Origin of the sequence: Selenomonas sp. AE3005 (assembly GCF_000686945.1) — a bacterium.
Taxonomy (GTDB): domain Bacteria; phylum Bacillota; class Negativicutes; order Selenomonadales; family Selenomonadaceae; genus Selenomonas_A.
This window is the reverse complement of the sequence record NZ_KK366040.1, coordinates 178,500-204,479: the sequence shown is the minus strand read 5'-3', so window position 1 is coordinate 204,479 and position 25,980 is coordinate 178,500. Positions and strand designations below refer to the sequence as shown.

23 protein-coding genes and 1 pseudogene are annotated in these 25,980 nt (G+C 47.3%); 10 read left to right on the top strand and 14 right to left on the bottom strand.

The genetic code is table 11. The features are described 5' to 3' along the window. Nucleotides 1-14: 14 nt before the first annotated feature. Complete coding sequence (gene panF / locus DL94_RS0112610; RefSeq protein ID WP_028130467.1) at nt 15-1,514, bottom strand: sodium/pantothenate symporter; 1,500 nt, start codon at nt 1,512-1,514, stop codon at nt 15-17. Next, nucleotides 1,507-1,779 (bottom strand): YhdT family protein, encoded by a 273-nt coding sequence (locus DL94_RS0112605; RefSeq protein ID WP_028130466.1) that lies wholly within the window; start codon nt 1,777-1,779, stop codon nt 1,507-1,509. Before DL94_RS0112605 ends, panF begins: the two co-directional genes overlap by 8 nt. A 159-nt stretch (nt 1,780-1,938) precedes the next feature. On the opposite strand from DL94_RS0112605, the gene DL94_RS0112600 reads away from it, so the two are divergent. After that, nucleotides 1,939-2,499 (top strand): hypothetical protein, encoded by a 561-nt coding sequence (locus tag DL94_RS0112600; protein WP_028130465.1) that lies wholly within the window; start codon nt 1,939-1,941, stop codon nt 2,497-2,499. A gap of 24 nt (nt 2,500-2,523) precedes the next feature. Continuing rightward, on the top strand, nt 2,524-3,087 hold the full coding sequence (locus tag DL94_RS0112595; RefSeq protein WP_028130464.1) for a beta-class carbonic anhydrase: 564 nt from the start codon (nt 2,524-2,526) through the stop codon (nt 3,085-3,087). Nucleotides 3,088-3,127: 40 nt separating this feature from the next. On the opposite strand, the gene DL94_RS0112590 is transcribed toward DL94_RS0112595, so the two are convergent. Both DL94_RS0112590 and DL94_RS0112585 read right to left on the bottom strand, forming a co-directional pair. Continuing rightward, the gene (locus DL94_RS0112590) at nt 3,128-3,727 is read right to left on the bottom strand and encodes a hypothetical protein (protein WP_028130463.1); all 600 of its coding nucleotides are present in this window, start codon (nt 3,725-3,727) and stop codon (nt 3,128-3,130) included. Nucleotides 3,728-3,748: 21 nt separating this feature from the next. After that, complete coding sequence (locus DL94_RS0112585; RefSeq protein WP_028130462.1) at nt 3,749-4,606, bottom strand: YitT family protein; 858 nt, start codon at nt 4,604-4,606, stop codon at nt 3,749-3,751. A 337-nt stretch (nt 4,607-4,943) separates the two neighbouring features. Here DL94_RS0112585 and DL94_RS0112580 point away from each other — a divergent pair, with 337 nt between their 5' ends. The 6 genes and pseudogenes from DL94_RS0112580 to DL94_RS16485 all read left to right on the top strand — a co-directional run bounded on the left by DL94_RS0112580 (nt 4,944) and on the right by DL94_RS16485 (nt 11,086). Then, on the top strand, nt 4,944-5,690 hold the full coding sequence (locus DL94_RS0112580; protein WP_028130461.1) for a DeoR/GlpR family DNA-binding transcription regulator: 747 nt from the start codon (nt 4,944-4,946) through the stop codon (nt 5,688-5,690). Nucleotides 5,691-5,694: 4 nt separating this feature from the next. Continuing rightward, nucleotides 5,695-6,603 carry a 1-phosphofructokinase gene (pfkB, locus tag DL94_RS0112575; RefSeq protein ID WP_028130460.1) on the top strand — a complete coding sequence of 303 codons (909 nt, stop codon included), beginning with the start codon at nt 5,695-5,697 and terminating at the stop codon, nt 6,601-6,603. A gap of 76 nt (nt 6,604-6,679) precedes the next feature. Beyond that, nucleotides 6,680-8,569 carry a PTS fructose transporter subunit IIABC gene (locus DL94_RS0112570; protein WP_028130459.1) on the top strand — a complete coding sequence of 630 codons (1,890 nt, stop codon included), beginning with the start codon at nt 6,680-6,682 and terminating at the stop codon, nt 8,567-8,569. Between the two features lie 221 nt (nt 8,570-8,790). Then, the gene (locus tag DL94_RS14910) at nt 8,791-9,135 is read left to right on the top strand and encodes an IS66 family insertion sequence element accessory protein TnpA (protein WP_037371879.1); all 345 of its coding nucleotides are present in this window, start codon (nt 8,791-8,793) and stop codon (nt 9,133-9,135) included. A gap of 2 nt (nt 9,136-9,137) precedes the next feature. Beyond that, nucleotides 9,138-9,494: an IS66 family insertion sequence element accessory protein TnpB gene (gene tnpB, locus DL94_RS0112560; RefSeq protein ID WP_028130458.1), complete on the top strand. Its 357-nt coding sequence runs from the start codon at nt 9,138-9,140 to the stop codon at nt 9,492-9,494. Next, nucleotides 9,422-11,086 (top strand): annotated as a pseudogene (locus DL94_RS16485) (IS66 family transposase). Before tnpB ends, DL94_RS16485 begins: the two are co-directional and overlap by 73 nt. 192 nt (nt 11,087-11,278) lie before the next feature. Here the strand turns inward: DL94_RS16485 and DL94_RS0112550 are convergent. From DL94_RS0112550 to DL94_RS0112525, 6 genes are all read right to left on the bottom strand, one after another. Continuing rightward, nucleotides 11,279-13,849, bottom strand: a complete 2,571-nt coding sequence (locus DL94_RS0112550; protein ID WP_028130457.1) for a flagellin N-terminal helical domain-containing protein — start codon at nt 13,847-13,849, stop codon at nt 11,279-11,281. A 28-nt stretch (nt 13,850-13,877) separates the two neighbouring features. After that, nucleotides 13,878-14,246, bottom strand: a complete 369-nt coding sequence (locus tag DL94_RS0112545) for a hypothetical protein (protein WP_028130456.1) — start codon at nt 14,244-14,246, stop codon at nt 13,878-13,880. A gap of 329 nt (nt 14,247-14,575) precedes the next feature. Continuing rightward, nucleotides 14,576-15,028 carry a hypothetical protein gene (locus DL94_RS0112540; protein WP_028130455.1) on the bottom strand — a complete coding sequence of 151 codons (453 nt, stop codon included), beginning with the start codon at nt 15,026-15,028 and terminating at the stop codon, nt 14,576-14,578. Between the two features lie 96 nt (nt 15,029-15,124). Next, entirely contained in the window at nt 15,125-15,541 is a 417-nt protein-coding gene (locus DL94_RS0112535; protein WP_028130454.1) for a cytidine deaminase, read from the bottom strand. A gap of 88 nt (nt 15,542-15,629) precedes the next feature. Beyond that, entirely contained in the window at nt 15,630-16,310 is a 681-nt protein-coding gene (locus DL94_RS0112530; protein ID WP_197020760.1) for an MgtC/SapB family protein, read from the bottom strand. Between the two features lie 376 nt (nt 16,311-16,686). Then, on the bottom strand, nt 16,687-17,151 hold the full coding sequence (locus tag DL94_RS0112525) for a CYTH domain-containing protein (protein ID WP_028130452.1): 465 nt from the start codon (nt 17,149-17,151) through the stop codon (nt 16,687-16,689). A 307-nt stretch (nt 17,152-17,458) separates the two neighbouring features. Between DL94_RS0112525 and DL94_RS0112520 the strand changes: the two genes are divergently transcribed. Both DL94_RS0112520 and DL94_RS0112515 read left to right on the top strand, forming a co-directional pair. Further along, entirely contained in the window at nt 17,459-18,730 is a 1,272-nt protein-coding gene (locus DL94_RS0112520; protein ID WP_028130451.1) for an LCP family protein, read from the top strand. A gap of 280 nt (nt 18,731-19,010) precedes the next feature. Next, complete coding sequence (locus DL94_RS0112515; RefSeq protein ID WP_028130450.1) at nt 19,011-20,246, top strand: NAD(P)-dependent malic enzyme; 1,236 nt, start codon at nt 19,011-19,013, stop codon at nt 20,244-20,246. Between the two features lie 71 nt (nt 20,247-20,317). Here the strand turns inward: DL94_RS0112515 and DL94_RS0112510 are convergent, their stop codons facing one another. The 4 genes from DL94_RS0112510 to DL94_RS0112495 form a co-directional block, all read right to left on the bottom strand. After that, nucleotides 20,318-20,830, bottom strand: coding sequence for an ECF transporter S component (locus DL94_RS0112510; protein WP_028130449.1), 513 nt, complete (start codon nt 20,828-20,830; stop codon nt 20,318-20,320). A 151-nt stretch (nt 20,831-20,981) separates the two neighbouring features. Next, nucleotides 20,982-23,411, bottom strand: a complete 2,430-nt coding sequence (gyrA, locus tag DL94_RS0112505; RefSeq protein WP_028130448.1) for a DNA gyrase subunit A — start codon at nt 23,409-23,411, stop codon at nt 20,982-20,984. Between the two features lie 340 nt (nt 23,412-23,751). Then, nucleotides 23,752-24,666 (bottom strand): Ppx/GppA phosphatase family protein, encoded by a 915-nt coding sequence (locus DL94_RS0112500; protein ID WP_369793731.1) that lies wholly within the window; start codon nt 24,664-24,666, stop codon nt 23,752-23,754. 13 nt (nt 24,667-24,679) lie between these two features. Beyond that, nucleotides 24,680-25,675 (bottom strand): pyridoxal-phosphate dependent enzyme, encoded by a 996-nt coding sequence (locus DL94_RS0112495; RefSeq protein WP_028130446.1) that lies wholly within the window; start codon nt 25,673-25,675, stop codon nt 24,680-24,682. Nucleotides 25,676-25,980: the final 305 nt, after the last annotated feature.

The window sequence follows — 25,980 nt, the reverse complement described above, 5'->3', positions numbered from 1 at the left end:
CATTTTGTATTTGTCTATTTATCCCGCTGGGGAAAGAACATGGCCAGCACCCGTTCGTCCTGCGGCTTACCTAAATACGTGCCCAACAGGAAGAACAGCAGGGAGGCCGTAATGCCGATGGTTATCTGGTGCAGGCCCATGACCTTAAAGCCCAGCCCCTGTGTCAGACAGTACACCACCGTGCCGCCGCCCATGGACAGCAAAGCTCCGAGCTTATTGGCGCGCCGCCAGAAGAGGCCCAGGAGCAGCATCCAGAAAAACGCTGTTTCCAGACCACCGAAGGCGAACATATTGATAATCCAGATAAGACTGGGCGGTGTCAGCGCAATTACAAAGACCACCACGCCGATAACCGCCGTAGCTGCCATGGACAAGAGGCGCAGCTGCTTTGTCCCCGGCTCTTTGCCCTGCTTATGCGCGTGGTGCAGGTATACGTCCTTGATAATCGCTGAGGACGCTACAATCAGCAGGCCGGAAATCGTGGAAATGGACGCCGCCAAGGGGCCGATAATAGCCAGCCCCACCAGAGCCGGCGGCATAACCGTCACGATGGTTTTGGGAATGATATTATCCACGCCGCCATAAGCGGCCAGGTCACCGGTAAGCACGCCATGGGACAGAATCCCCGTGAAATTGATGCCGATATTCATAAAACCTACGACCACCGTACCGATAAGCATAGCCCGGTGCAGGCTGGCCGTATCCTTGTAGCTGATGCCACGCACAACTGACTGCGGCAGGGCAATAGTACAGATACCGACCAAAATCCACTGTGTCAGGTACAGCCCGGCTGGCATGTGACCGCCGGAAAACGGCTCAAACATTTCCGGGTGGCTGCTGTGGAGATTAGCCATCAAATTCGTATAACCGCCCCCGGCCGCAAGTACATAGTACAGCAGCAGGACAATCCCCACCATCATCATCAGCGCACAACAGGTATCCGTAATCGCCACCGCCCGGAATCCGCCGACAGTCGTATAGACAACCACGGCCAGACCAAAGAGCAGCAAGCCCATTTCATAGCTGTACCCCGTCACCGCCGCAAACAGCTTAGCACCGCCCACAAACTGCGCCGTCATCGTTGCACAGAAAAACAACACGATGATGAACGCCGCGAGGCTGGCCAGTCCATCTGACTGAAAGCGCTCCCGAATGATATCCACTACCGTCACCGCGTCAAACTTCCGCGACAACAGGGCCACCCGTTTACCGAAGATACCCAGCACCAGGAAGATAGCTGTCACCTGTACAACCGCCATGTAAATCCAGCCAAAGCCAATCTGCCAGGCCATGCCCGGGCCGCCGACAAAAGAACTCACGGAGCTGTATGTAGCGACCGTAGTCATGGCCAGTACAAAGCCGCCTAAATCATGATTGCCGATAAAATACTGCTGAACAAAGTTTTTCGCAAAGCCCCGGGCCTGCACCTGCCGTACATAAAAGCCAATGCCGACCATCACCGCCATAAAGACCAGCAGAGGTAAAAGCGCGGCCATATTACCACCATTATTCATGGATATCAGCCCCCTTTTCCACCTGACTATCTTCCAAGGGCATATCCCGGAATACGAATTTCAGCAAAATTTTCACCAGCACGATGGCAAACAGCCAAACACCGATACTTGACGTGACTGCCCATAGCGGCAAACCAAAAATCTCCGTCTCTACGCTGGCCAGACCAAACCCGGCCCAGCACCAAAATAAAATAAGTACCAGCAATGCCAGTCCCGTAAACACGGCCTCCCGGCGAATTTGCTGATACTTTTCCCATTCTGTCATAAATAAATACTCCTTTCGTACAGTTGCACCTAATTTTTTGCCGTGCATACCGTCGCTCTCTAGTGTACCGCAAAATGATGTTACAGGCAAACACAGCAGGATTTTTTTCCTGCAAAGCGAAGAATATCTACAAGGATTATTTTAGAAAGGATGATATATATGAAACGCCATATTACATTGCTGTTAATTTGCCTTTGGGCTCTCAGCACAGCCATCGCCTCGGCTGCCGGTTCCATTACCGGCAACGTCTATACACCCAATACGGAACGCGGTATGCATATCGCCAAAAGTGACGCCGGAGCCGGCATGATGTGGGATATGAGCGCTCCCAAAAACAAGAAAAAAACTGAACGGGCCGAAATATGGCTTATTGACCGCAACATCAACTTTGCTGCCCTGCCCTACGCTGCCGTACAAAAATGGTATCAGGACGGGATAATTCCTGCCAACCAGCCCATCTATCATGCTGTCGCTGATGAAAAAGGTAAATTTGAAATCAAGGACGTACCTGCCAGCGATTACTACGTCATGATACTTGACCCCAACGGCAAGGAAGGTGCCCAAAACCTTACGGAAAAAGTCAGCCGGGACGAACTGCTCAAAAAACTCCCCCATGCTGACGAATTTGAGCTCTTTATGGTGGGTATGCGCAATTGCCTGGTACAAAAAGTCACCCTGCGCGATGGCCAGAAACTGAATATCCGCCCGGGATTTATTTAAGCAAAGCACAAAGGAGTGAGTATCATGTCCCTGCTTGACGATATGCTGGCCGCCAACGCCGAATTCTGTGCCCATCCGCCCACAGACTACACGCAGGAGGACCATAAGAAAAGCAAACTTCCCCAAAAACAGGCAGCCATCATCACCTGCATGGATACCCGGCTGGTAAATTTTTTGGAGCCGGCTTTGGGCATAGGCCGTGGTGAGGCCAAGGTCATAAAAACCGCCGGCAACGGTGTAACCGGTGTATTTGACGGCACCATACGCAGCCTGCTGGTCTGTATCTACGAACTCGGCGTAAAGGAAATCATCGTCATCGGCCATCACGAGTGCGGCATGGCTCATACCACCTCCGAAAGCCTGATAAAATCCATGCTGGAACGGGGCATTGCCAAAGAGGCCATCCACATGGTGAAAAAAGAACTGCAGGAATGGGCTGACGAATTCCACCACCCGGAACAAAACGTCCGCGACACAGTGGAATACATTCGCTTAAATCCCCTTATCCCTGCCGACGTCCCCATTCACGGCCTGATTTTCCACCCCCGTACCGGAAAAATAGACGTAGTTGAAAACGGCTATACGTAAAATAAAACGCCTGACCATCATCGCGGTCAGGCGTTTTACATTACCTGTTTTTCCAAATCCATACACGTTCGTTGACCTTGGCACTGCGCAGGGCATCGTCCATGGCCTCGCAGGCCAGCCTTGATACTTCTGCCTGCGTGGAGTATTCGTCATTATACTGGCGTGAGGCGCCTTTGCTGAATACTTCGTCTTTTGACTTGTCATAACCGATGATTTCTACAGAGGCATAGCTATGAGTTATATACCGCCCCCAGCGGTTCCAGCTCATGGTCTGGTACTGCTCATAGCCTGTCAGCACCGGCATAACTACCAAATCAGCTTTGAGTTTTTCCGCTACCGGACGCATTAAATCCTTGAGTTTTACCTTGCCAAAAGCCTCGGCCCGGGCTGCGTCAAAAGCCTCCCAACATTCCTTTTCAGGAATATAGTAAACCGCGTTCAATGTGCCATTCAAAGGAATGTGCAGACTGCGGTCAACGAGCCTTTCCAAGCTGTCCTGCACGTCCTGTGACGGTGTCATATAGCTCTGCACCGTCAGGGGAAACTGCGCCACCCTTAACGGCACACGCTGAGCAGCGTAAACCTGTGCCATAAAGCAGCAAAGCAGCATTACCAATGATAAAACAATTTTCTTTTTCATTGCCGGCACCTCTTCTCCCAATCAGTGAATTGACTTTTTCTTAAACCGGCCGCCCACGATATCATGAACGGCATTGATGGTAACAAAGGCACTCTCGTCTTTGTCGAGTACGATTTCCTTGAGTTTATCCACCTCCAAGCGTGTCACCACGCAGTAAAGGACTTCCTTGCTTTCCCCCGTGTAGCCGCCGGCACCATGCAGGAGCGTCACGCCACGCCCCAGACGGTCATTCAGGGCTGAGGTTATTTCTTCGTGTGCATTAGTCACAATCATGACAGCGTATGATTCGTCCAACCCTTTGATAACCACGTCAATCATCTTGGAAATAACAAAATAAGCTACCAGCGAATACATGGCCTTATCCCAGCCGTAAAGAAGGCCGGCACTGGAAAGAATAAAGAGGTTGATAAACATAACTACTTCGCCCACGGAGAAAACGGACTTCTTATCCATGATGATAGCCACAATCTCCGTACCGTCCAGGCTGCCGCCAGCCCTGATTATGAGTCCTACACCCAGACCGTCAATTATACCGCCAAAGATGGCCGCCAAAAAGGGGTCGTCCGTCACCTTTTGCAAAGGTTCAAAAATCTCCGACCACACTGACAGAAAACAAATGGCTACCAAAGTGGCGATAGCAAAGTTTTTGCCAATCTGCTTATAGCCCATGAACAGAAAGGGTATATTGAGCAGTACCAGGAACACACCCAGACTCATACCCGTTATGGTTTCGAGCATGATGGAAATACCGACGATACCACCATCAATTACATTATTAGGTATCAAAAACTCTTCCAAGCCAAAGGCGGCAATAACGGCACCAACGAAAATCATCAGGTATTTTTTTATATAGAATGATGTCTTGCGGTTTTGTCCTATTTTTTGTTTTGTCTTATTAACAGCATAAGCAGCTGCCTCTTCCACACGCCTCACACTCCCCTATACTTCCCTAATTATTAGATCTTTCATATATATTTATATATATTATAACGCCGTTATTTCAGTTTTGCCACAGTCAAAACTTCCTCTTAGCGTTTTCCTCCGGGGACTAGGTAACAATTTTACCATTGTATCTCACTAAAGTACAAATGTATTACATTGGAGTTTTTTGACGGGATTAGCCCATTTTTTTGCGTGTTTTCTCGCGACTTTGATTGACTTTGATTGACTTTAGTTGTATAGTATAAAATAATCAAACTTTTGGAGAGTGATAGCCATGCTGACGGAAGAGCGTTATGCCATAATTCTACGTATTCTCGAAGAAAAAAAGGCTGTTACCGTCCTTGATTTAACCAAGGCCCTTGATGCCTCGGAATCCACGGTACGCCGCGACCTCACCGCCTTGCATAAGAGTGGACGTCTCTACAAAGTTTACGGCGGTGCGACTTCCATCGACAACAATTACAGCAATGCCGAGGAAGATATGAAAACAAAGAACGATTTATTCCCCGAGGAAAAAATCGCCATTGCCAAAAAAGCCGCCAGCCTGATTAAGCGCAAAGATTTCGTTTATATCGACGCCGGCACCACCACGCTGCACCTTATCGACTTCATTACCGAAACCAGCGCCGTCTTTGTCACCAACGGCATGCAGCACGCCAGCAAACTGGCTGCCAAAGGTTTTAAGGTCTTTATTATTGGCGGCGCAGTAAAAGCCATCACTGAGGCCGTGGTCGGCACAGAGGCTTTAAACAATTTAAAATCTTATAACTTCACCAAAGGCTTTTTCGGCACCAATGGCATCAGCATGAAATCAGGTTTTTCTACCCCTGATGCCGAAGAGGGCACCATTAAAGGTGCAGCCTTATCCCGCTGTAAAAATGCCTACGTACTGGCTGACCAGTCAAAGTTCAACAAGATTTCCCCCATTACCTTTGCCCATATCTCCAGTGCTACCATCATTACCGGTAAACTGACAGATATAAAATATCGAGATTATACCACTATTCTTGAAGGAGAGTAAGAGAATGATTTACACCGTAACCTTCAATCCATCCCTGGATTACATTGTACGCCTTGATTCCTTTACAGCAGGCCAGATTAACCGCGTCAACTACGAGCAGGTTTTGGCCGGCGGCAAGGGCATCAACGTGTCCATCGTGCTGAAGAACCTCGGCCATGATAATACGGCCCTGGGTTTCCTGGCTGGCTTTACCGGCGAAGAAATCAAATCCCAGCTGAAAGACTTTGGCGTAAAAAGCGATTTCGTCCAGTTGGAAAAAGGTTTCTCCCGTATTAACGTAAAAGCCAAGGCTGAAAACGAAACGGAAATCAACGGTCAGGGACCTGACATCAGCGAGGCAAAACAGCAGGAACTCTTCGCGCAGCTGGATAAGCTGGTAGAAGGTGACACACTGGTGCTGGCCGGTTCCATTCCCAAGACGCTGCCGGACGATATCTACCAGCGCATTATGGCCCGTCTGGACGGCAAAGGCATTCGCATTGTGGTTGATGCTGAAAAGAAACTGCTCCTCAACGTGCTGCAGTATCATCCGTTCCTGATTAAACCCAACAATCACGAACTTGGTGACATGTTCGGCGTGAAACTCACTACGGACGAAGAAATCATCACCTACGCCAAGAAACTGCAGGAAAAAGGCGCACAGAACGTGCTGATTTCCATGGCTGGCGATGGCGCTATCCTGCTGACGGCTGAGGGCCAGTCCTTCAAATGCCCGGCACCGAAGGGCAAGCTTATCAACTCCGTAGGTGCTGGTGACTCCATGGTGGCCGGCTTTATCACCGGCTACATTGAATCCAATGGTGACTTCGAAAAAGCCTTCCACATGGGTGTAGCCACGGGTTCAGCCTCGGCCTTCAGCGAAAATCTCGCTACGCGTCCGGAAGTTGAGGCGCTGCTGGCAACTATTGCCTAAGTTTTAACTACTAAATTGGGTGTTCGCCTTTAAGGCATTATTATAAAATTCTTTTTTATACAAAGGAGAGAACATTATGCGTATTACCGACCTGCTCAAGAGCGAAAGCATTGCTCTGGGTACTTCCCCGGCTGATAAAAACGCAGCCATCAATCAGCTGGCCGACCTCATGGAGGCTGGCGGCAACCTGTCCGACAAGGAACAGTACAAGAAAGATGTCTTTGCCCGTGAGGCCTCCGGCACGACCGGCCTCGGCGATGGTATCGCCACGCCGCATGCCAAGAGTGCTGGCGTAAAGGCTGCCGGTCTGGCCGCTATGACGGTTCCCGGCGGTATGGATTTTGCGTCCATGGACGGCCTGCCGAGCCGCCTGTTCTTCATGATTGCTGCTCCGGACTCTGCCAATGACGACCATCTGGCTATCCTGTCCAAGCTGGCTACCATGATTATGGACCCGGACTTCAAGGAGGCCCTGATTGCCGCTAAGAGCAAAGAAGAATTCCTGAAACTCATCGATGCTAAAGAAGATGGCAATTTCGTAGCTCCGGCTGCCGAAACTGCTCAGGCAGCTCCGCAAGCTGACCACATTCAGGTGCTGGCTGTTACGGCCTGCCCGACTGGTATTGCCCACACCTTCATGGCTGCTGAAAGCCTCGAACAGCACGCTAAAAAGCGCGGCATCACCATCAAGGTTGAAACCAATGGCTCCGGCGGTGCTAAGAACGTACTGACCGCTGAAGAAATCGCCAAGGCTGACGCTATTATCGTCGCTGCTGACAAGAACGTCGCTATGGCTCGTTTCGATGGCAAACCGACCATCATCACCAAGGTTGCTGACGGCATCAACAAGGCTGACGAACTCCTTGACCGTGCCCTGTCCGGCAACGCTCCCATCTACCATGCGTCCGGCGCTGATGAAGAGGCCGGTGCAGCTGACGTTTCCGGTGAAAGCCTCGGCCGTCAGATTTACAAGCACCTCATGAACGGTGTCAGCCACATGCTGCCCTTCGTTGTTGGCGGTGGTATCCTGATTGCCATGGCCTTCCTGTTTGATGATTACTCCATCGACCCGAGCAAATTCGGTTCCAACACGCCGCTGGCTAAGTTCTTCATGGATATCGGCGGTGCATCCTTCGGTTTCATGCTGCCGATTCTCGCTGGTTTTATCGCCATGTCCATTGCTGACCGTCCGGGTCTGGCTGTAGGTTTCGTCGGCGGTGCTCTGGCTGGCAGCACTGGCTCCGGTTTCCTCGGTGCTCTCGTAGCCGGTTTCGTAGCAGGTTATGCTGTAAACTTCCTGAAGAAAGCCTTCTCCTGCCTGCCGGAATCTCTCGACGGTATCAAACCCGTTCTGCTCTATCCGTTCTTCGGTATTCTGATTATCGGTTTCATCAGCATGTTCATCATTGCTCCGCCGGTTGGTGCTATCAACACCTGGCTCGTTGACACGCTGAAGAACATGGACCCGAACGCCCGCATTATGCTGGGTATCGTTATGGGCGGCATGATGGCTATCGACATGGGCGGCCCCATCAACAAGGCTGCTTATGTAACTGGTACGGGTCTCCTGGCCTCCGGTGAATATCATGTAATGGCCGCTGTTATGGCTGGCGGTATGGTTCCGCCTCTGGCTATCGCTCTGTGCACCACGTTCTTCAAGAACCGTTTCACCGAAAGCGAACGCAAAGCTGGTATTACCAACTATGTAATGGGTATGTCCTTCATCACTGAAGGTGCTATCCCGTTTGCCGCTGGTGACCCCCTGCGTGTAATTCCTTCCGTATTCATCGGCTCCGCTACGGCTGGTGCCCTCTCCATGGCCTTTGACTGCACTCTGCGTGCTCCCCATGGCGGCATCTTCGTAGTACCGACCATCGGCAATGCCGGTATGTATATTGCAGCTATCCTTATCGGTGCTGTAGTAGGCTGTGCAGTACTCTCCGTACTCAAAAAGCCGCTTAAATAATAATATCGCATAAAAAAACTAGCAGCTCATCAAGTGATGAGCTGCTTTTTTGATCTATAACCCTAAAAACGAATTGACCTGAAAGTTCCTGATACTGGGTAAGCGTCAAAGCTTAAGGCGTATTCCAGCCATTCTATTAGTGTGAGATAATAACATCAACAAATTAAAGTTTTGCCGAATATCTCAGAGTTTCGGGAAAACTTCAAAATGGAGGTGTTTTCTTGGCGGAGAATATATTGGAAATACGAACCAAAGTCCGCATGGCACAATGGCAGAGCATAATTAAAGAATGCAAGGAATCCGACATGAGCGTAACGAAATTCTGTGAAGACAGAAATATCAGCTGGCATGCATATTATTATTGGCTGCGAAAAATCAGGGAATATGTTGCTCAGCCTCAGCCTGCAGAAACTGAGTTTGTTCAGTTGCCACCAACTGTGGAGGTACCTGCCCTTGCCAATCCTGGTACGATTACCATTCATATTGGTGGGATGTCAGTTGAGGTTGAAGGCAATGTAAACAAAGCATCCCTGAAAACAGTGCTGAATGTTCTGCAGGAAATGTAGCCATGCTGGTCAAGAACATTACTGCCGAGCACGTTTTTCTCGCTTGCGGGCATACGGATATGCGAAAGTCTATTGACGGGTTGGCGGCTATAGTGCAGCAAAATTTTAAGCTTAACCCTTTTTCACAGGATGTATTCATGTTCTGCGGAAGGCGTAAAGACCGAATAAAAGCCCTTTTCTGGGACGGGGATGGCTTTAGCCTGCTGTATAAACGTTTGGATAACGGTAAATTTCGCTGGCCCCAATCTAAAAATGAAGCCATAAGCATTTCTGAACAGCAGTTAAGATGGCTCATGGAAGGATTGGAAATAATCCAGCAGACAAGTGTAAAAAAGTCGTACCCAACCCACACAATTTAATCCTGAATAATTTGCCCAAAATCCTTGTGAATACTGCATCCACAAGGATTTTTGGGTATAATATAGGTATATTTTATACGGGAGAATTTTGCGTGACAGATAAGAACTTATTTGAAAAACTCAGAGCTGAATATGAGCAAAAAATTGCTGAGATGGAGCTGCGTTATAAGCAGGAAATAGCACTTCTGAAAGAAGAAAATGCTTCTATGCGCAGGCGTCTTTTTTCGTCCAAATCTGAACGCACCAAGATAATATTGCCCAATCCTGACCAGTTGTCTCTGTTTAATGAAGTTGAGCAGGAATCTTCTCCAGAGCTCTCTGAAGAGTCTACAACAGTTAAGGCACATAAGCGTACGAAGCAGCGTACGCAAAGGAAGCTTGACCTTTCCATGGCAGAACGCAATGTGGTAATTTTGGATATTCCGGAAAAGGACCACCGTTGCCCTTCTTGCGGCAGTGATGAGCTGGTTCCCGTTGGAAAAGAGCATGTCCGCGATGAGGTGCGAGTTATCCCCGCAAAGATTATTGTTGATGAAATATACCAGTGGGTCTACAAGTGCAAAGCCTGTGAAAATGATGAACATGTGGAATTTATAAAGGCACCGGTACATAAGCCGCTGATTCCCAACTCATCGGTTACGCCATCCGTGATGACTGCCACCATGCTCAACAAGTTCCAGTTTGCATTGCCGTTGCAACGACAGGAAAAGCTATGGCAGATTCTTGGACTTAACCTTAGCAAGCAGACCATGGCAAACTGGATTCATTATGCGTACAGGGATTACCTTAAGCCCCTTATTGAGCTGATGAAAAAGCAGCTCCTGCAGGAAAAAATCCTGCATGCGGATGAAACGCCGGTTTAGGTGCTTAAGGAGAAGGGCCGGAAGAATAAGAGCAAATCTTATATGTGGCTCTATGCTACAGGGCAATATGCCAAGCACCACATAAGGCTCTTTGAATACCAGCCTTCCAGAGCAGGAGCATGTGCCAGTAAATTTCTTGAAGGATTTCACGGCTATCTCCATACAGATGCCTATGCAGGATACAGTCAGGTGGACGATGTAATCCATTGCTGCTGTATGGTTCATGCAAGACTAAAATTTGCTGAAGCCCTGCCTGAAAATATTGAGCAATCTGAGGAGACCATCCCTGGCCGGGTAATTAAGGAAATGGGCCGCTTATTCAAAATTGAACAGGATTGTCAGGAGCTTTCGGCTGAGGAACGGCAAAAACAGTGGAAAGAAAAGGCTAGGCCAATTCTTCTAGCCTTATTTGAGTACCTTGAAAAAGAAAAGGGCCATGTCCCGCAAGCATCCAAGATTTCTAAAGCCATAAATTACTGCCTGTCTCACAGCAACGAATTGATGAACTATCTCCGTGATGGTAATTGCAGCATTTCCAATAATCTTGCAGAAAGAAGCATCCGGCCATTTACCATTAGCCGCAAGAGCTGGATATTCTCCGGTTCTCCTGCCGGTGCTGCAGCCAGTGCCGCAGCCTACAGCCTCATAGAGACATGTATAGCCAACAAAGTTGATACAAGGAATATCTGGAATACATTTTCACGAACATTTCCCAGGAAGATTCGCTAAAAGACGACACTTTTTTAGAAAAATATCTTCCGTGGAATGTGGTTCTGCCAACTGAATAATGATGCCACCGTCCAACGCAGCCTTAGGGCTGCTTTTTTCATGTCTATCGGGACATACTATATTTTGACGATTACGTTATAAAATCCCTTTGGAGGCTCAAAATCTTAAATTTGGTGAATCCCCTTTTTTCATTTATTGCAATAGCGATAGCACACTGCTCAAACTTTGATTCGCTTGGGCTAAAATTGCCTGTGACGCTTGTGTAAGAATCTGATCCTTAACCAAGGAAACCATGCCTTTTGCCATATCTGTATCACGTATGGTCGATTCACTAACTGTTGTGCTTTCATGTGATACAACTAAAGTTTCGTTTGTTTGTCCTAGCCTTGATGAATAGGCACCGACCTTAGTCGCATTATTCAACGCATATTCTATAGCTTCGTCAATTACGTCCAAGGCTGATACCGCAGCTTCCAAGGGGTCTATCTTAGTATCTTCAATACCTAATGCACTTAACCGCATGTTTTCGATATAGACACGCAGATGCTCATTGGCTTTTGTTCCCGTATGGATAATCAACGGTTTATTTAACCTTGCCCTCCGCTCATATTCGCCATCTTCATAAACCGTCGTTGAGATATTTTCCGTTGTTTCTGTCCATGTGTCATATTGCGTTGTAGTTGTCTCTGTTATAGTTCCTGTTGTTTCTGTAGTTTCAATAGTATCGGTGATTATTTCATATTCCGTAACCGTAGTTTCGCCGAGACTCAGTTCGCTGTAATCAGCAATGCCACCTGCCTTTTGCATAACTGTGTCTAATAACGATACAGTCCCCACTATACTGTAGGCTGAATAATTAGAACTTGTATTCCCTTTTCCGATAGCCTGCGCATCAAGCGATGTAGCAACAGCTTTTACATTACCACTTGAATAAGAATATATCTTAATATCTCCACAGGTTGATTTGTAACGTATTGAAGGAACAAGCGAATCAAATCCACCAGTTCCACTGCCTATTGCCGCACTGCCTGTTACTGATTGTGATTTTGCGTCCACCTTGGCATCGGAATAAATTACGATATTTCCACAGGAACTTGCCCCAGCACCACAGCCAATACCTGCGCCTTTTTGCCCATAAGCGGTAACATTTGCATTAGAATAAATAATAATATTACCACATTTAGGTGGCATATTAACATTAACTTGTGGCCGAGCACTTATTTGTCCAGCACCAATTGCCACACCTGGGTTATCATTATCTACTGTACCTCCAGGGGTCGTATATCTTTTTACTGTAATATTGGAATTGCTGCCTATCGTTATATCCCCACATGATGCTGCTTCACCAGCACCCCCCCCTATTCCGGCAGCACCACCATTATTTTCTTGAACTATATTTATTGTTATTCCTTGACCGAGTGCTATATTACCACAGGTTCCTTCACAATCACTACCGATTATTGCTCCATTATTTAAGAATTTAGAATCTATGGATAAACTACCACTACCAACCACTGACAGATTGCCACCAGCATTAATGCATGCAGTATTTTTAGGGCGTGGTATACTAAGCCCAGGATAATTTCCTTCTTCATAAATAGTATTTGTCCCTAACAAATGAAGCGTATTTGAACCCAATGCATCAAATCGTATCGTTGAATCATCACCATTATTGGAAATACTTACATCCTTTAAGTAGAGATCCTGTAAGCCATTATCTACAATATATACATCATTCACCGTTGAACCATCTTCGGGACCCATTATTTCCACAGTTGGTGCACTTATTGTCAGAGTTCCAGTGTAATCCGAAGCAAATCTGTATACGCCATTAGCAGTGATAGATGTTGTTCCATTAGTTATTAGAATAGGCTCTTCTGGTTTGGTCGTAGTAATTTCATTACAGGTTACAAAAGTTGTCGTTGTCACCTTCTGTACCGTTGTCGTATCTGTAGTTGTGGTTATTGTGGTTGCAGTATTATTGGTTGTTGTAACATCTGTATCCGTAACGGTAGTTTTGTTTCCATTCTTGACGATATTAGAATTTGAACTCGTCGTGGATGACGATGTTACCGTTGGGCCTGTTGTAGAAGTTACACTTGTAACGACAGGTGTACCGGTAATTGGTCCCACTGTTGTCATTCCTGTTGTCGCCGGAGGAGTTGATGAAATAACTGTCGTACTGGAATTAACTGTTTTCTTGGTAGACGGTATCGTACTAACAGATACATTTGGGCCAACTACCGTTGTCGAAACAGTTCCCGTTGTAGTATTGCTAGAAACATTTTGACTGATAATTTTAGGGTCAGTTTGTCCATCTTCCCATAGTAATTGACACCATCTTCCATCCAACAGGGGAATTCCGTTATAATTCGTTTCAACAGCAATTTCTTCTATATTAGCCCTTCTCTGATTAAATTCTTCCTGAAGGATCGCACGGTCTATACTGCTATTGTGGTCATTGGCGGAATTGATTGCCAACTCCTTCAGGCTTCGTAACTCATCAATGATGCTTTGTATACCACCATCAGCCACAGATAAAAGTGCTCTGCCATTTTGTACATTTTGAATGTCTTGGTCTAGGCCTCTAATTCTTGTCCGCATTTTTTCGGATATAGCATATTCAGCAGCACTATCACCAGCCCCATTTATCTTCATTCCACTAGCCACTTTTTGTAAATCTTTCGATAACCTATTGGAATTCTTTTGATTTTCATGGAGTGCTTGCATAGCCGCATTATTATGTGCCAATACCATAGACATGATAGTTCACCCGCTTCCCCAAGATATACTAATCAAAAATTCTGTTGAAAAATGCTGTTTCTACCTCATCTTTACTTGTGAACGATAATATATTCTTCCTCAAACTTCCCACATAGAAAATACTAACGGCTCCTTGAAAACCGTATGTCTCAAGAGATAAAATCCTCAGGCCGCCTGCAATAAGCGCTGCATGGACTCCGGCAACTTGGACGTAAACGTTGTATATAGCATTCTCCATGATAAGCTCCAGTGCGTCTGATGCGCGGTTGCTCAGCGATTCCTCTTGAGTATAGCCTTCCTCAATATCGTCCTCGATTCGTTCTTTGTAGTAGCTGTCATTAAGAAGTTTGCTCTCATCAATTGCGACATACATAGTTATTTTCTTGATAATTGCCATGTTCCCCTACAATGCGGCGAAATCCTCTTATCGCCTTAGATAATTCGGGCTTTTCCCGTCGTTCTCCTGCCCATGACTAAATATATTTCGACTAAAACGCCTATCCGTGTAGGCGTTTTTTAAGTTATATCAGATATACAAACGAATAACTTAAATGATAACTTGAGCCTGTTTACTTTTTATGATAATATTTAAGTTCGTATTTCCAATATATTCTCTGCCAAGAAAACACCTCCATTTTGAAGTTTTGCCGAAACTCTGAGACATTCGGCAAAACTTTAATTTGTTGATGTTATTATCTCACACTAATAGAATGGCTGGAATACGCCTTAAGCTTTGACGCTTACGATACTGGCCAGCATGGTGGTCTTTAGGGCTGCTGACAGCGCCTTGCCGGTAGCCTGGGCAGCTGCGGTGTCGATATTTCCGTTAAGGAGGCCGCTGTTATTCAGCTGATTCAGCCAGGCGATATTCTGCGCCACTTCGTTAATAGCCTGCTGATTCAGCGAACGCTGCTGGCGTTTATAATAGCTGTACATATAATCCTGCGTCTTTTTGCGGCTGTCTGACCAAAAGCTGTCCATCAGGCCCAGCTTATACTTCGTCAGGTCATACTCATTAAGAGTCTTGTCCCATTCTTCCTGTTCTCTCTTTACCTCATTCCATATATCCGCAAAACTCTCACCGTCCGCAGTCTTATTAACAGCAGTTTTCGTGCCTTTATATGATTTATCTGCCAGCTTTTGCAAAGTCAGCAGCGTTTCCATAGCCATCTGTGACATAAATACAGCCCCCTTTCTGTCATATATATCGACAGAAAGGGGGCAAAACTTTAGCTTTATTATAATGTCAAAAGTCGGGATACATATTCTACCGCGTTATTCCTCAGTTGGGCGCAACGCATTATCCATCGGCGCCTTGGCATTCGGCAGCAGGTCACTCAGCTTGGCTGTCTTAACTACGCCATCCATATTGGTCATAATTATTTCCTGTACATCAAACTCTGCCAGCAGCTGGCATACAGCACCATTGGGGATAAAGGGCTCTTCCGTATCAGCGATTATGGCGATGGCGTCAAATTCGCGTTTGCCATCAGCCACGGCACGGTACATAGCTACTTCCTCCGCAAAAACCGACAGGCGCGGTATGGCATTTTCTATATTGCAGCCTGTGTAAAAAGTCCCATCACTGGCCAGCACACATGCTCCTATGGCCGCCTTACCATAAGGTACGTAGGCATTATCCATGACCTGCATGGCCGCCCGCACCATCGTATCCACTATTTCCGGATTCATTGTCCACTCACTCCTTTTGTCGCCAACACTATCTACTTTTACTATTCCCCGTCCATCAGCAAATTCCTTGTCGCGGGAAAATAAAATTTTACACCACATCTACGCGGATAACCCCATCTATCTGCCGTACGGCATCAACGATGATGATACTCTTAATGCTCTGCTTGTTGAAAATCTCCAGGTCTATATACATGGATTTCTCGCCACTGTCATCAACTTCATCTTCATCGGCCTTGACCTTAACGCCGCGTACCCGGAGCTGCAAATCTTCCAGACAGCGGCTGATACGCATGAGCTGCCCCGGCCGGTCAACCGTATGGATATTAAGTGATAAATTCTTTTCATGGTCTACCCAGTCATCCAAGCGCGACAAACTGCCCAGAGTCACAAATACCAACGCCGTAGTGATAAGGGCCCCGGAATAAAAACCACAGCCCACAGCCAGACCAACACCAGCCACCACCCACAAACAGGCAGCAGTGGTAAGTCCGGTAACCGACAGGCCTTCCTTCATGATGGCGCCAGCTCCCAGAAAACCTATGCCGCTGACCACCTGTGCAGCTAATCTGGCCGGGTCAGCATTGGTCCGTCCCTCGACATTTTGATACAAGGCCTCTGACAGAACCATAATAAGACAGGACCCCAGACATACCAGCACATTTGTTCTCAGGCCTGCTGACTTGCGTCTTGACTGCCGTTCATACCCGATAACGCCGCCCAAAACACAGGCGAGAACCAGCCGCAGAAACAACTCCCCCTCTGACAGCATATCATCTCACCTCCGCAGCATTTTCTACATATTCCCGGTATCTATAATATATTCCCTCTCCTGGCAGAAAATCCTTCCTCAACAATACAACATTCCCTTAAACATCATAAAATTATCCACAAAACAATCCACAGCTGTGGATAAACCATGTTTATCGTAACTATTTTTTCATTTTCCTACTATAATATATAAGCGACATGTGTATATTGTTCAAAACAAATACGCTAAAATCTGTGGACAATGTGGATAAATCCGTGGATAACCCTATATATCCCCTCTTGACAAGTTGATTTTCCATATATTTTGTGGTTTTTTCCACCAATTTTAGTCAATTTCTTGTGGATAACAGTCATTCTTCCCCAATAGTTACAATTTTTTACTTTTTCCACAGGGAATATGGTGATTTTATTAAGTTCGCATTATAGTAACGCACATCGCCTGATACTTCTTCTCCGAGCCATGCCGGCCTAAAGAAATCACTATCCTCGGCAGTCAGTTCGATTTCAGCCACAACCAGTCCTGCATTTTCCCCGGCAAATACGTCTATCTCCCATATATCGCTGCCGTGTCTTTCCAGATAACGTGTCTTGGTCAGTACAGGCTGCTCAGCCAGCTCTAAAATCGCCTCGGCCTCTTTAAGCGGTATTTCGTATTCAAACTCCGCCCGGCTTATTCCCTTGTTTTTTCCTTTTATTGTCAAAAAGCCCTTTTCGCCCTTTATGCGGACTCTAACTGTACGCTCCGGCACTGTGGACAGATAGCCCTGGGCAATTTTTTCCCCCTGCCCCTGTGGCTGCCAGCCAGCCTTTACCAAAAATTTACGCTCTATTTCCTGTGCCATATCAGCAACCTCCTTTTCTCTCGTAATTGTAACACTTTTTTTGCTTATCTACTCCTTTTTTCATATTTCTTTGCTATAATAACACTATATGTCTTTTATTTGTTTATAACGCCAACGAGGCGGAAGATATCTTCTTCCGCGTTATAACGAGGCAAGAAAATGTCCCCCACCTCAGCAGGTGGGGGCATGAATACCAAAACAGGCGGCGAGCATATCTCCCGCCTCGTTGAAACGCCAAGAGGAAGTTTTGCCTATGGCAAAACTGGAACAACGGCGTTATAACACTACAAACTACAGAAAAGAAGGTATTGTTTTGCAAGAATCAAATATTCCACCACGTAAAGCAAAAAATAAACGACGCATTTGGCCCTGGTTGCTGCTTATCGTTGTTTTTCTTTCCGCAGCTATAGGCGGTGCGTATTTCGCCAGCAATAGCCTGCTGGAAAAGCCGACAGAGAACAAGCAGAAAGAAGAACTGTTGACCGCCAAGGACAAGGCCACCATCATGATTATGGGTGTCGATGAACGCGACGACGATGTGGGGCGCAGCGACACGCTGATGATTGCCTCCATTGACCCCAAAACCAATCAGGCCTCCCTGCTGTCTGTGCCCCGTGATACCCGGGTAAAGATAAAGGGACACGGCTTTGACAAGGTTAATGCTGCTTATGCCTACGGTAAGGAGAAACTCTCCCAGGACACGGTAGAGAGCCTCTTAGGGGTAAATATTGACCACTACATCATCATCAACACCAAGTCCTTCAAAAAGATAATCGACGCCATAGGCGGCATTGATATCGATGTGCCTAAACGTATGCACTATGAGGACCCCTGGGACGATGATGGCGGTCTTATCATCGACTTCCAGCCCGGTATGCAGCACATGGACGGCGCCAAAGCCGTAACCTATGTACGCTATCGTGATGAAGAAGGCGATTTGGGACGTATCCGCCGTCAGCAGGACTTTGTCAGAGCCTGCATGGAAAAACTTGTTTCCCCGGCCATTATTCCCAAACTGCCTGTTGTCATCAAGGAAGTAATGGGTTCTATTGAAACAGACCTGTCCTTCCGTCAGCTGCTGGAATTTGCCGGCACGCTCAAAGAATCAAAAAATAACGGCCTCAAAACCGACATGGTACCTGGGCGCCCGTTGTATATTGAAGGTATCAGCTATTGGATTCCTGACTTGAACAAGCTCCGTATGACGGTGGCTGATACATTGGGTGTATCCCTCAGCGGCAAGTATAAAACCCGTATGGAGGCCGATATCCGCGAGTACGAAAACAGCATTCCTGCCGGTGCCAGCGAAGTTCCGGCCAGCGATACCTCCATTGGCCGCACCAAACCTGCGGATAACATTAAGAACCGCAAAAAAGAAGAAAAATCCACTGACAGGGAAAAACGCAATCCCAGCAAGGAAACAACCAGCAAGGAAAAGCGTACCTCTGACAGCGAAGAGCGCAAGGAAACAACTGCCAATACTTCCGGCGGCGATTCCAATAAAGCCAGTGACAGCGGCAGCAGTCGTGAACCGGCCGCCGTTCCCACGCCCAGCAGCGGCGTCAGCAAAACGCGCTAAATAATTACCTCACAATACCAAGAGCCTGTGTAACAATCTGCTAAAGAGTAAATTGTTACACAGGCTTTTCTTTTTTGAAAAATATCCATAGCGTATGTTTATTATATCCATGCATATTTTATATTTGTCTTTTTCTCATTACTGTATATAATAATAGATATTACACTTTATATATATTTGTACTCATTTTATAAAGAAAGTGTAAATTGTAACTTATAATACAGAAATTCACACGTTCTCTGTATATACTATTAGCCGTAATATGAAAGGAAGTATAAATATGAGCAATGTAAATGACGCAGCTCTGAAACTGCATAAAGAATATCAAGGTAAATTAGCCGTACATAGCAAAGTGCCCCTGGAAAAGGCCGAAGATTTGACATTAGCCTACACCCCTGGTGTGGCAGCGCCCTGTCTGGCCATCAAGGACGATAAGCGCAAAGCCTATGACTACACCAGTAAAGGCAATATGGTGGCAGTAGTCACCAATGGCACTGCGGTACTGGGCCTGGGAAATATCGGTGCTCTGGCCGGCCTGCCGGTCATGGAAGGCAAAGCTATCCTCTTTAAGGGCTTTGCCGGCGTTGATGCCGTTCCCATTTGTCTGGACGCCAAGGAACCCATGGAAGTCATAAAGGCCGTGCAGCTTATGGCGCCCACGTTCGGCGGCATCAATCTGGAAGATATCAAAGCGCCCCAGTGCTTTGATATTGAGCGCGAATTGAAGAAAACGCTGGATATTCCCGTATTCCATGACGACCAGCACGGCACGGCTATCGTCGTGGTGTCTGCCCTGATAAATGCCTTTAAAATCGTCGGCAAGAGCTTTGCCACGGCCAAATTTGTCGTAAATGGTGCCGGTGCAGCCGGTCAGGCTATTACCCGGCTGATTCATAGTGCCGGCGGCCGCAATATCATTCTCTGTGACTCCCGTGGTGCCATCTATGACGGCCGTCCCAATGGCATGAACCCCTATAAGGAAGACATTGCCAAAATAACCAATCCTGACCACGAGGCCGGCCCCTTAAACGCCGTTATCCGCAAGGCTGACGTCTTTATCGGCGTATCCGTTGCCGGCTGTTTGACGCCCGATATGGTACGCACCATGAAAAAAGACGCTATCGTCATGGGTATGGCCAACCCCGAACCGGAAATTATGCCCGATTTGGCCAAGAAGGCCGGTGCGAGAATCGTCTGCACGGGCCGCTCCGATTTCCCTAATCAGGTCAATAACCTCCTGGCTTTCCCCGGTATCTTCCGTGGAGCGTTGGACGTACAGGCCAGCACTATCAACGAGGAAATGAAAATGGCTGCAGCCAAAGCCATTGCCTCACTGATAAGCCCCGCCGAGCTTGATGAAGAACACATCATCACCAGCCCCTTTAACCCGGAAGTAGCACCGACTGTAGCCGCAGCCGTCGCCAAAGCCGCCCGCAAAACCGGCGTGGCCCGCAACCGCGATATGACGCCGGAAATGGTGGCGGAGCATACACGGGAACTGCTGAAAAATAAATAACGGCGCAATATCATTGCCTAAAAAAGCCTCTTAGCTAGCTGCCCACAGCTAGTTAAGAGGCTTTTTGTATATTAAATCCTATCTTTCAGTACCACAGCTGCCAGATAAAAAGCAGCAATATTTACGCCGCCTTCCAACAGGAGCCCGGGGGCCGAGGACAGGCCAGCGGCCAGACTGTCATAGAGTATTGCACCAAACAGGGTATAGCCGGCAGCCATCACGAGGCAGGCAGCTAACAGAGCTATGAATGTACGCGGTGATTTGAGCCATTCATTGCCTTTGTCCATCAGCAGGACAAAGGTCATAGCCATCAGATATTTAATGAGCAGTGTAGGCCCTATCCACAGGGCAAACCCTCCCAAAAAATCAGCCAGGGCTGAACCAAGACAGCCTGCCCAGACAGCCTCACGCCGTCCTGCCAGTACCACCAGCAGGAATATCGCCGCATCACCTAAATGCGCATACCCCAAGGGAATGGGAATCTTGGGCACAAAGGTCATAAAAAACACCACAGCTGTCATCACTGCCGTTAAACATATATCTCTTGCCGTCCAACGTCCCTGAACCGCTCCGTAAGCTGACATACGAATCCCTCCAATTACCTATTAAACAAATATACTTTACATGATTACAATGCTTATTATAGAGTTTTTGTAAATTTTGTCAATCATAAAAATAAATTTATGCTCAAAAAAAGGAACCGCTACACGGTTCCTTTTTAAATCCAGTATGAAATTAGTCTTCCTTCTGCTCCAAAGTTGCCATAGAGGCTACCTTATCATTTTCCGCCGTGGTCATGAGCTTGACGCCCTGTGTATTACGGCTGATAACGGAGATATCGGACACATTGGTACGGATGACAATACCATCGGTGGTAATCAGCATTAGTTCATGGTCAGGACGGACTACCTTAATGCCTACCACACAGCCAGTCTTTTCCGTGACCTTCATGTTGATAAGGCCCTTGCCGCCACGCGTCTGCGCACGGTATTCGTCCGTGCTGGTACGCTTGCCATAGCCGCATTCCGTAACGGTAAGGACTTCGGCATTGCGCACAAGAATATCCATGCCGACAACTTCATCACCGTCAGACAGTGTAATCCCCTTTACGCCGCGAGCCATACGGCCCATTGCGCGGACATCGTCCTCGGAGAAGGCAATAGCCTTACCGAGTTTGGTACCCAGCATCAGATAGCTTTCACCATCGGTGAATTTAACGCCCATCAGGTCATCATCATCGTCAAGGTTGATTGCATTCAAGCCATTTTTACGCAGGTTGCTGAACTCAGACAGGGACGTTTTCTTCACGATACCCTTGCGGGTAGCCATGAAGAGGTATCTATCCGGGTCAAAGCCCTTGACCTGAATGACGGCCGTGATCTTTTCGCCCTGATCAAGCTGCAAAAGATTGATAATCGCCGTTCCTTTGGCCGTACGGCTGGATTCGGCAATTTCGTAGGCTTTGAGACTGTACACACGGCCCCGGGTGGTAAAGAACAGAATAGTGTGGTGGGTAGTGGTAATAAGCATGTTTTCCACAAAATCCGTTTCTTTAGTACCCATGCCCTTAATGCCCTTGCCGCCGCGATTCTGACGACGGTAAGTATCCAGCGGCATACGCTTGATGTAGTTGTTATGCGTGAGGGTAATCACCACATCTTCTTCCGCGATGAGGTCTTCAACATCGATTTCCGAGGTGTCAATGGTGAGTTTCGTGCGGCGGTCATCGCCGTACTTTTCCTTCACAGCCGTAAGTTCTTCTTTGATGATGTTCAGGATTTTCTGTTCATCAGCCAGGATAGCCTTGAAATTTTCAATAGCCTTCAAAGTTTCCTGATATTCTTCCTCAATTTTCTCCCGTTCCAGGCCGGTGAGGCGCTGGAGGCGGAGGTCGAGGATGGCCTGTGCCTGCTTGTCAGAGAGCTTAAAGCCCGTCATCAAGGCCTCTTTGGCGATATCAGCCGTGCGGCTCTCGCGGATGGTCGTAATGACTGCGTCCAGATGGTCGAGGGCGATGGTCAAGCCTTCCAAGATATGTGCGCGGGCCTCAGCCTTTTTCAGTTCATACTGCGTGCGGCGGGTAATAACTTCTTCCTGGTGCTTGATGTAATAATGCAGCACCTGCTTGAGGTTCAATACCTGCGGCTTGCCGTCTACCAAGGCCAGCATGATTACGCCGAAACTTTCCTGCAGCTGCGTATGCTTAAAGAGCTGATTCAGAATAACATTGGCGTTAGCGTCACGGCGCAGGTCGATAACAATGTGCATACCATTGCGGTCAGATTCATCACGCAAATCAGTAATGCCTTCAATCTGCTTATCACGGACAAGCTGGGCAATCTTTTCAATAAGGCGAGCCTTGTTTACCTGATAGGGCAGTTCCGTAACTACGATACGTGGCTTGCCGTTGCTCATGGTTTCGATATGGGCATTGGCGCGCATTTTGATAATGCCGCGGCCAGTGGTATAAGCCTGACGAATGCCTTCTTTGCCCAGTACCAGACCAGCAGTCGGGAAGTCCGGCCCCTTGATAACCGTCATAAGCTCTTCGATAGAAGTATCGGGATTATCAATAAGCATTAACGTACCGTCAATAACCTCGCCCATATTGTGCGGAGGAATATTGGTGGCCATACCTACAGCGATACCGGACGTACCATTTACCAACAGCTGTGGGAACTTGGCCGGCAATACCGACGGCTCCTTCAGGGATTCATCGTAGTTCGGGGTAAAGTCCACCGTTTCCTTGTCGATGTCCTGTAACATCAACTCGGAAATCTTGGACATACGGACTTCCGTATAACGCATAGCTGCGGCCGGGTCACCATCGACGGAACCAAAGTTACCATGACCATCTGCCAGCATGTAACGCATAGAAAAGTCCTGAGCCATACGCACAATGGCATCATAAACGGAGCTATCACCATGCGGGTGATATTTACCGAGTACTTCACCGACGATACGAGCCGATTTCTTATAGGGCTTGCCTGAGCCCATACCAGCTTCCTGCATGGCATAGAGTATACGGCGGTGTACCGGCTTCAAACCATCGCGGACATCCGGCAATGCACGGGAGACGATAACACTCATCGCATAGTCGATGTAGCAGTTCTTCATCTCGTGTTCCAGATTGACGGGGACTATTTTTCCCTGTTCAAACTCCACAATCTCACCTCAAAATCTTCCTGCTTGTCCATAAAAATATATGCTAAAGCTATAATAAAAATGCAAAATACTAGCTCCTTATTATATCATTTTTAACAATAAAAAGCAAAATACGGACCTCTATTGTGTACATTCTTCAACCGTGGTGGTAGTTTTGCGGCGAAGTTTTTGACGCAGGACGCAAAAAAAGTATTTTTTGCCCTCATCCTCATATCAAAAAATGTTTTTTGTTTGAACATAGTGAGTTTAAAACATTTTTTGATAATAAAGGGCAAAAAATACTTTTTAGTCCGTAGTCTATACGCAGCCGCAAAACTGCCGCCACGGTTGCCAGGGACGGTTATTTCCCCATTATCTGGTCATATATATAACCTTCCCTTACCCCCGAATCACTATACGTAATCCAATGGCTTTGGAACCTGCGGGACAGCACGCTGGCGATAATCAGCCCCGGGATAATGGTATTGAGCCTTTCCGGCACAGAACGCATCAGTGTTATGGACATTTCCTGAGTCATGCCCAAATCACTGACAAAATTGCCGATAATGCTGCGGATATTCTTAGTTTCCAAACGGCGGTTAGCTGCCGGCAGGTTAAATAATTCATTGTTTAATGCACAGGCTCCTTTAAAAGTACCGCCTATGCCCACAATTTCCGCCTCACTTATACTGATGAAATCTGAGGCCGCAGCGATGGTGGCCTCAGCCTCACCATGCATATCCATACACTCCTGCATTGTCGGCAGGACATCTTTTACGTACTTGCTGGCAAAACTCAGCGAGCCGATAGGCAGGCTGGTCTTATACTGGATTTGCCGGTCACGATAAGTCACAATCTCCGTACTGCCCCCGCCGATATCAATCAGCAGGCCGGAATCATTCTGCAGATTATGCGTGGCACCGATAAAATCAAAAGTAGCCTCCTCGTCACCGCTGATAACCTGAATCTTAATGCCCGTACGCTCTTCGATGGCCGCTACAGCCTCGCGGCTGTTTTTGGCATTACGCAAAGCCGCTGTGGTAAAAGCCGCCACGCGATTGATTTTAAAGCAATGGAGAAAACGCTTATACTCCAGCAAAGTCTCCACTGCCCGTTCAATCCCCTCCGGCTGCATTACGCCTTCTTTTACATAGGAGGCCAGTCCCACCGTAGCCTTGCGTTTCATCAGTTGTTCAAAATGGTTGCCCTCGATAAGATAAACTGCCATCCGTATCGTATTGGAACCAATGTCAATTATCCCCTGTAGCATTGCCATTTCTCCTAAATAATCACCGTTTCAGACCACTGCCCGTCATAGGGATAACAACTTTATAGTTATCCGGCTTGCCTGCCGCAAAGAATTTTTCGGCTCCGGCCATAGCTGCAGCAGAGGTAAGCTCCACATACACACCCTTGGAGGCCAGGAATTTCTTGGCTTTCAGAATATCAGTGTCCTCCACCATCACCACGTCACCGCCGGTTTGTTTCAAAATATCCACCATTGTCGTCAAGCGTTTCGGCGTTTCAATACGGATAGCATGAGCAATCGTCGTCTTTTTCGGCTGCGGTTCCTTGTCATAGAAAGCCTCATACAAAGGTGCACACTTGCTGCTCTGTACCGCAACAAAGTGAGGCAGGCGTCCTAGCTCCATAAAGCCTAAATAGAGGCCAATAAGCATGGTGCCATTGCCTACCGGCATGAAAATGTACTCAGGAATCTTATTGCCCAGCTGTTTGTAAATTTCCTTGGCCATGGGGCGCATACCCTCAAAGAACAGCGGATTATATACATGGGAGGCATAGTAAGCATCACCCAGATTTTTCTTCACTGCCGCGCAGGTATTCATACGGCCATTGGCCACTTTAACAATCTTAGCACCGTAGGACTCAATCTGATTGCTCATTTCACTGGACAAATCATCCGGCACATACACGGTACATTCAATGCCGGCTGCAGCTGCATAAGCGGCCATCGACGCACCGGCGTTGCCAGCGGAGTCCAAAGCGATTTTCTTGATACCCAGATGATTTATCTCGTTTATCAAAGTACGGGCACCACGGTCCTTAAAAGACCCCGTCGGCTGAAGGTTTTCCAGTTTCAACAGGACCTCCAGTTTCCCGGATTTCATGGGCAGCAATGGTGTTTCCACTTCGCCCAACGTTATTTCCGTATGAACATCATCCATAGGGTCTTTGTGCAAACGGAACATTCCCCCACACTCACACATATAGGAATGCGTGTTCAGCGGATATGGTTTTTTGCACTTCTCACAGTAAAAATACATGGCAACCCCTCCCAAAATCAGTGCTATAATTTTACAGTATTGCGTAATCGTATACTATATTATTATATTCGCCAGAAATTCTCTAATCCCTTTTTCATAAATTTACCTAAACTCCATTTTTTCTATTGAAATCACTAGGCAAATGTTGTATTATAAAAAAGGGAGAACAACGATATGTAGTGTATCGTTGTAGGCAGAAGGTATAGAGGCGGCAAAAGCAGGAACGTTCGGTAGTTCCTGCTTTTGTTATTTTTTCAATAAAAAAGCCCGGAATAAATATTCCGGGCTTTTTGCTGTCTACAGGT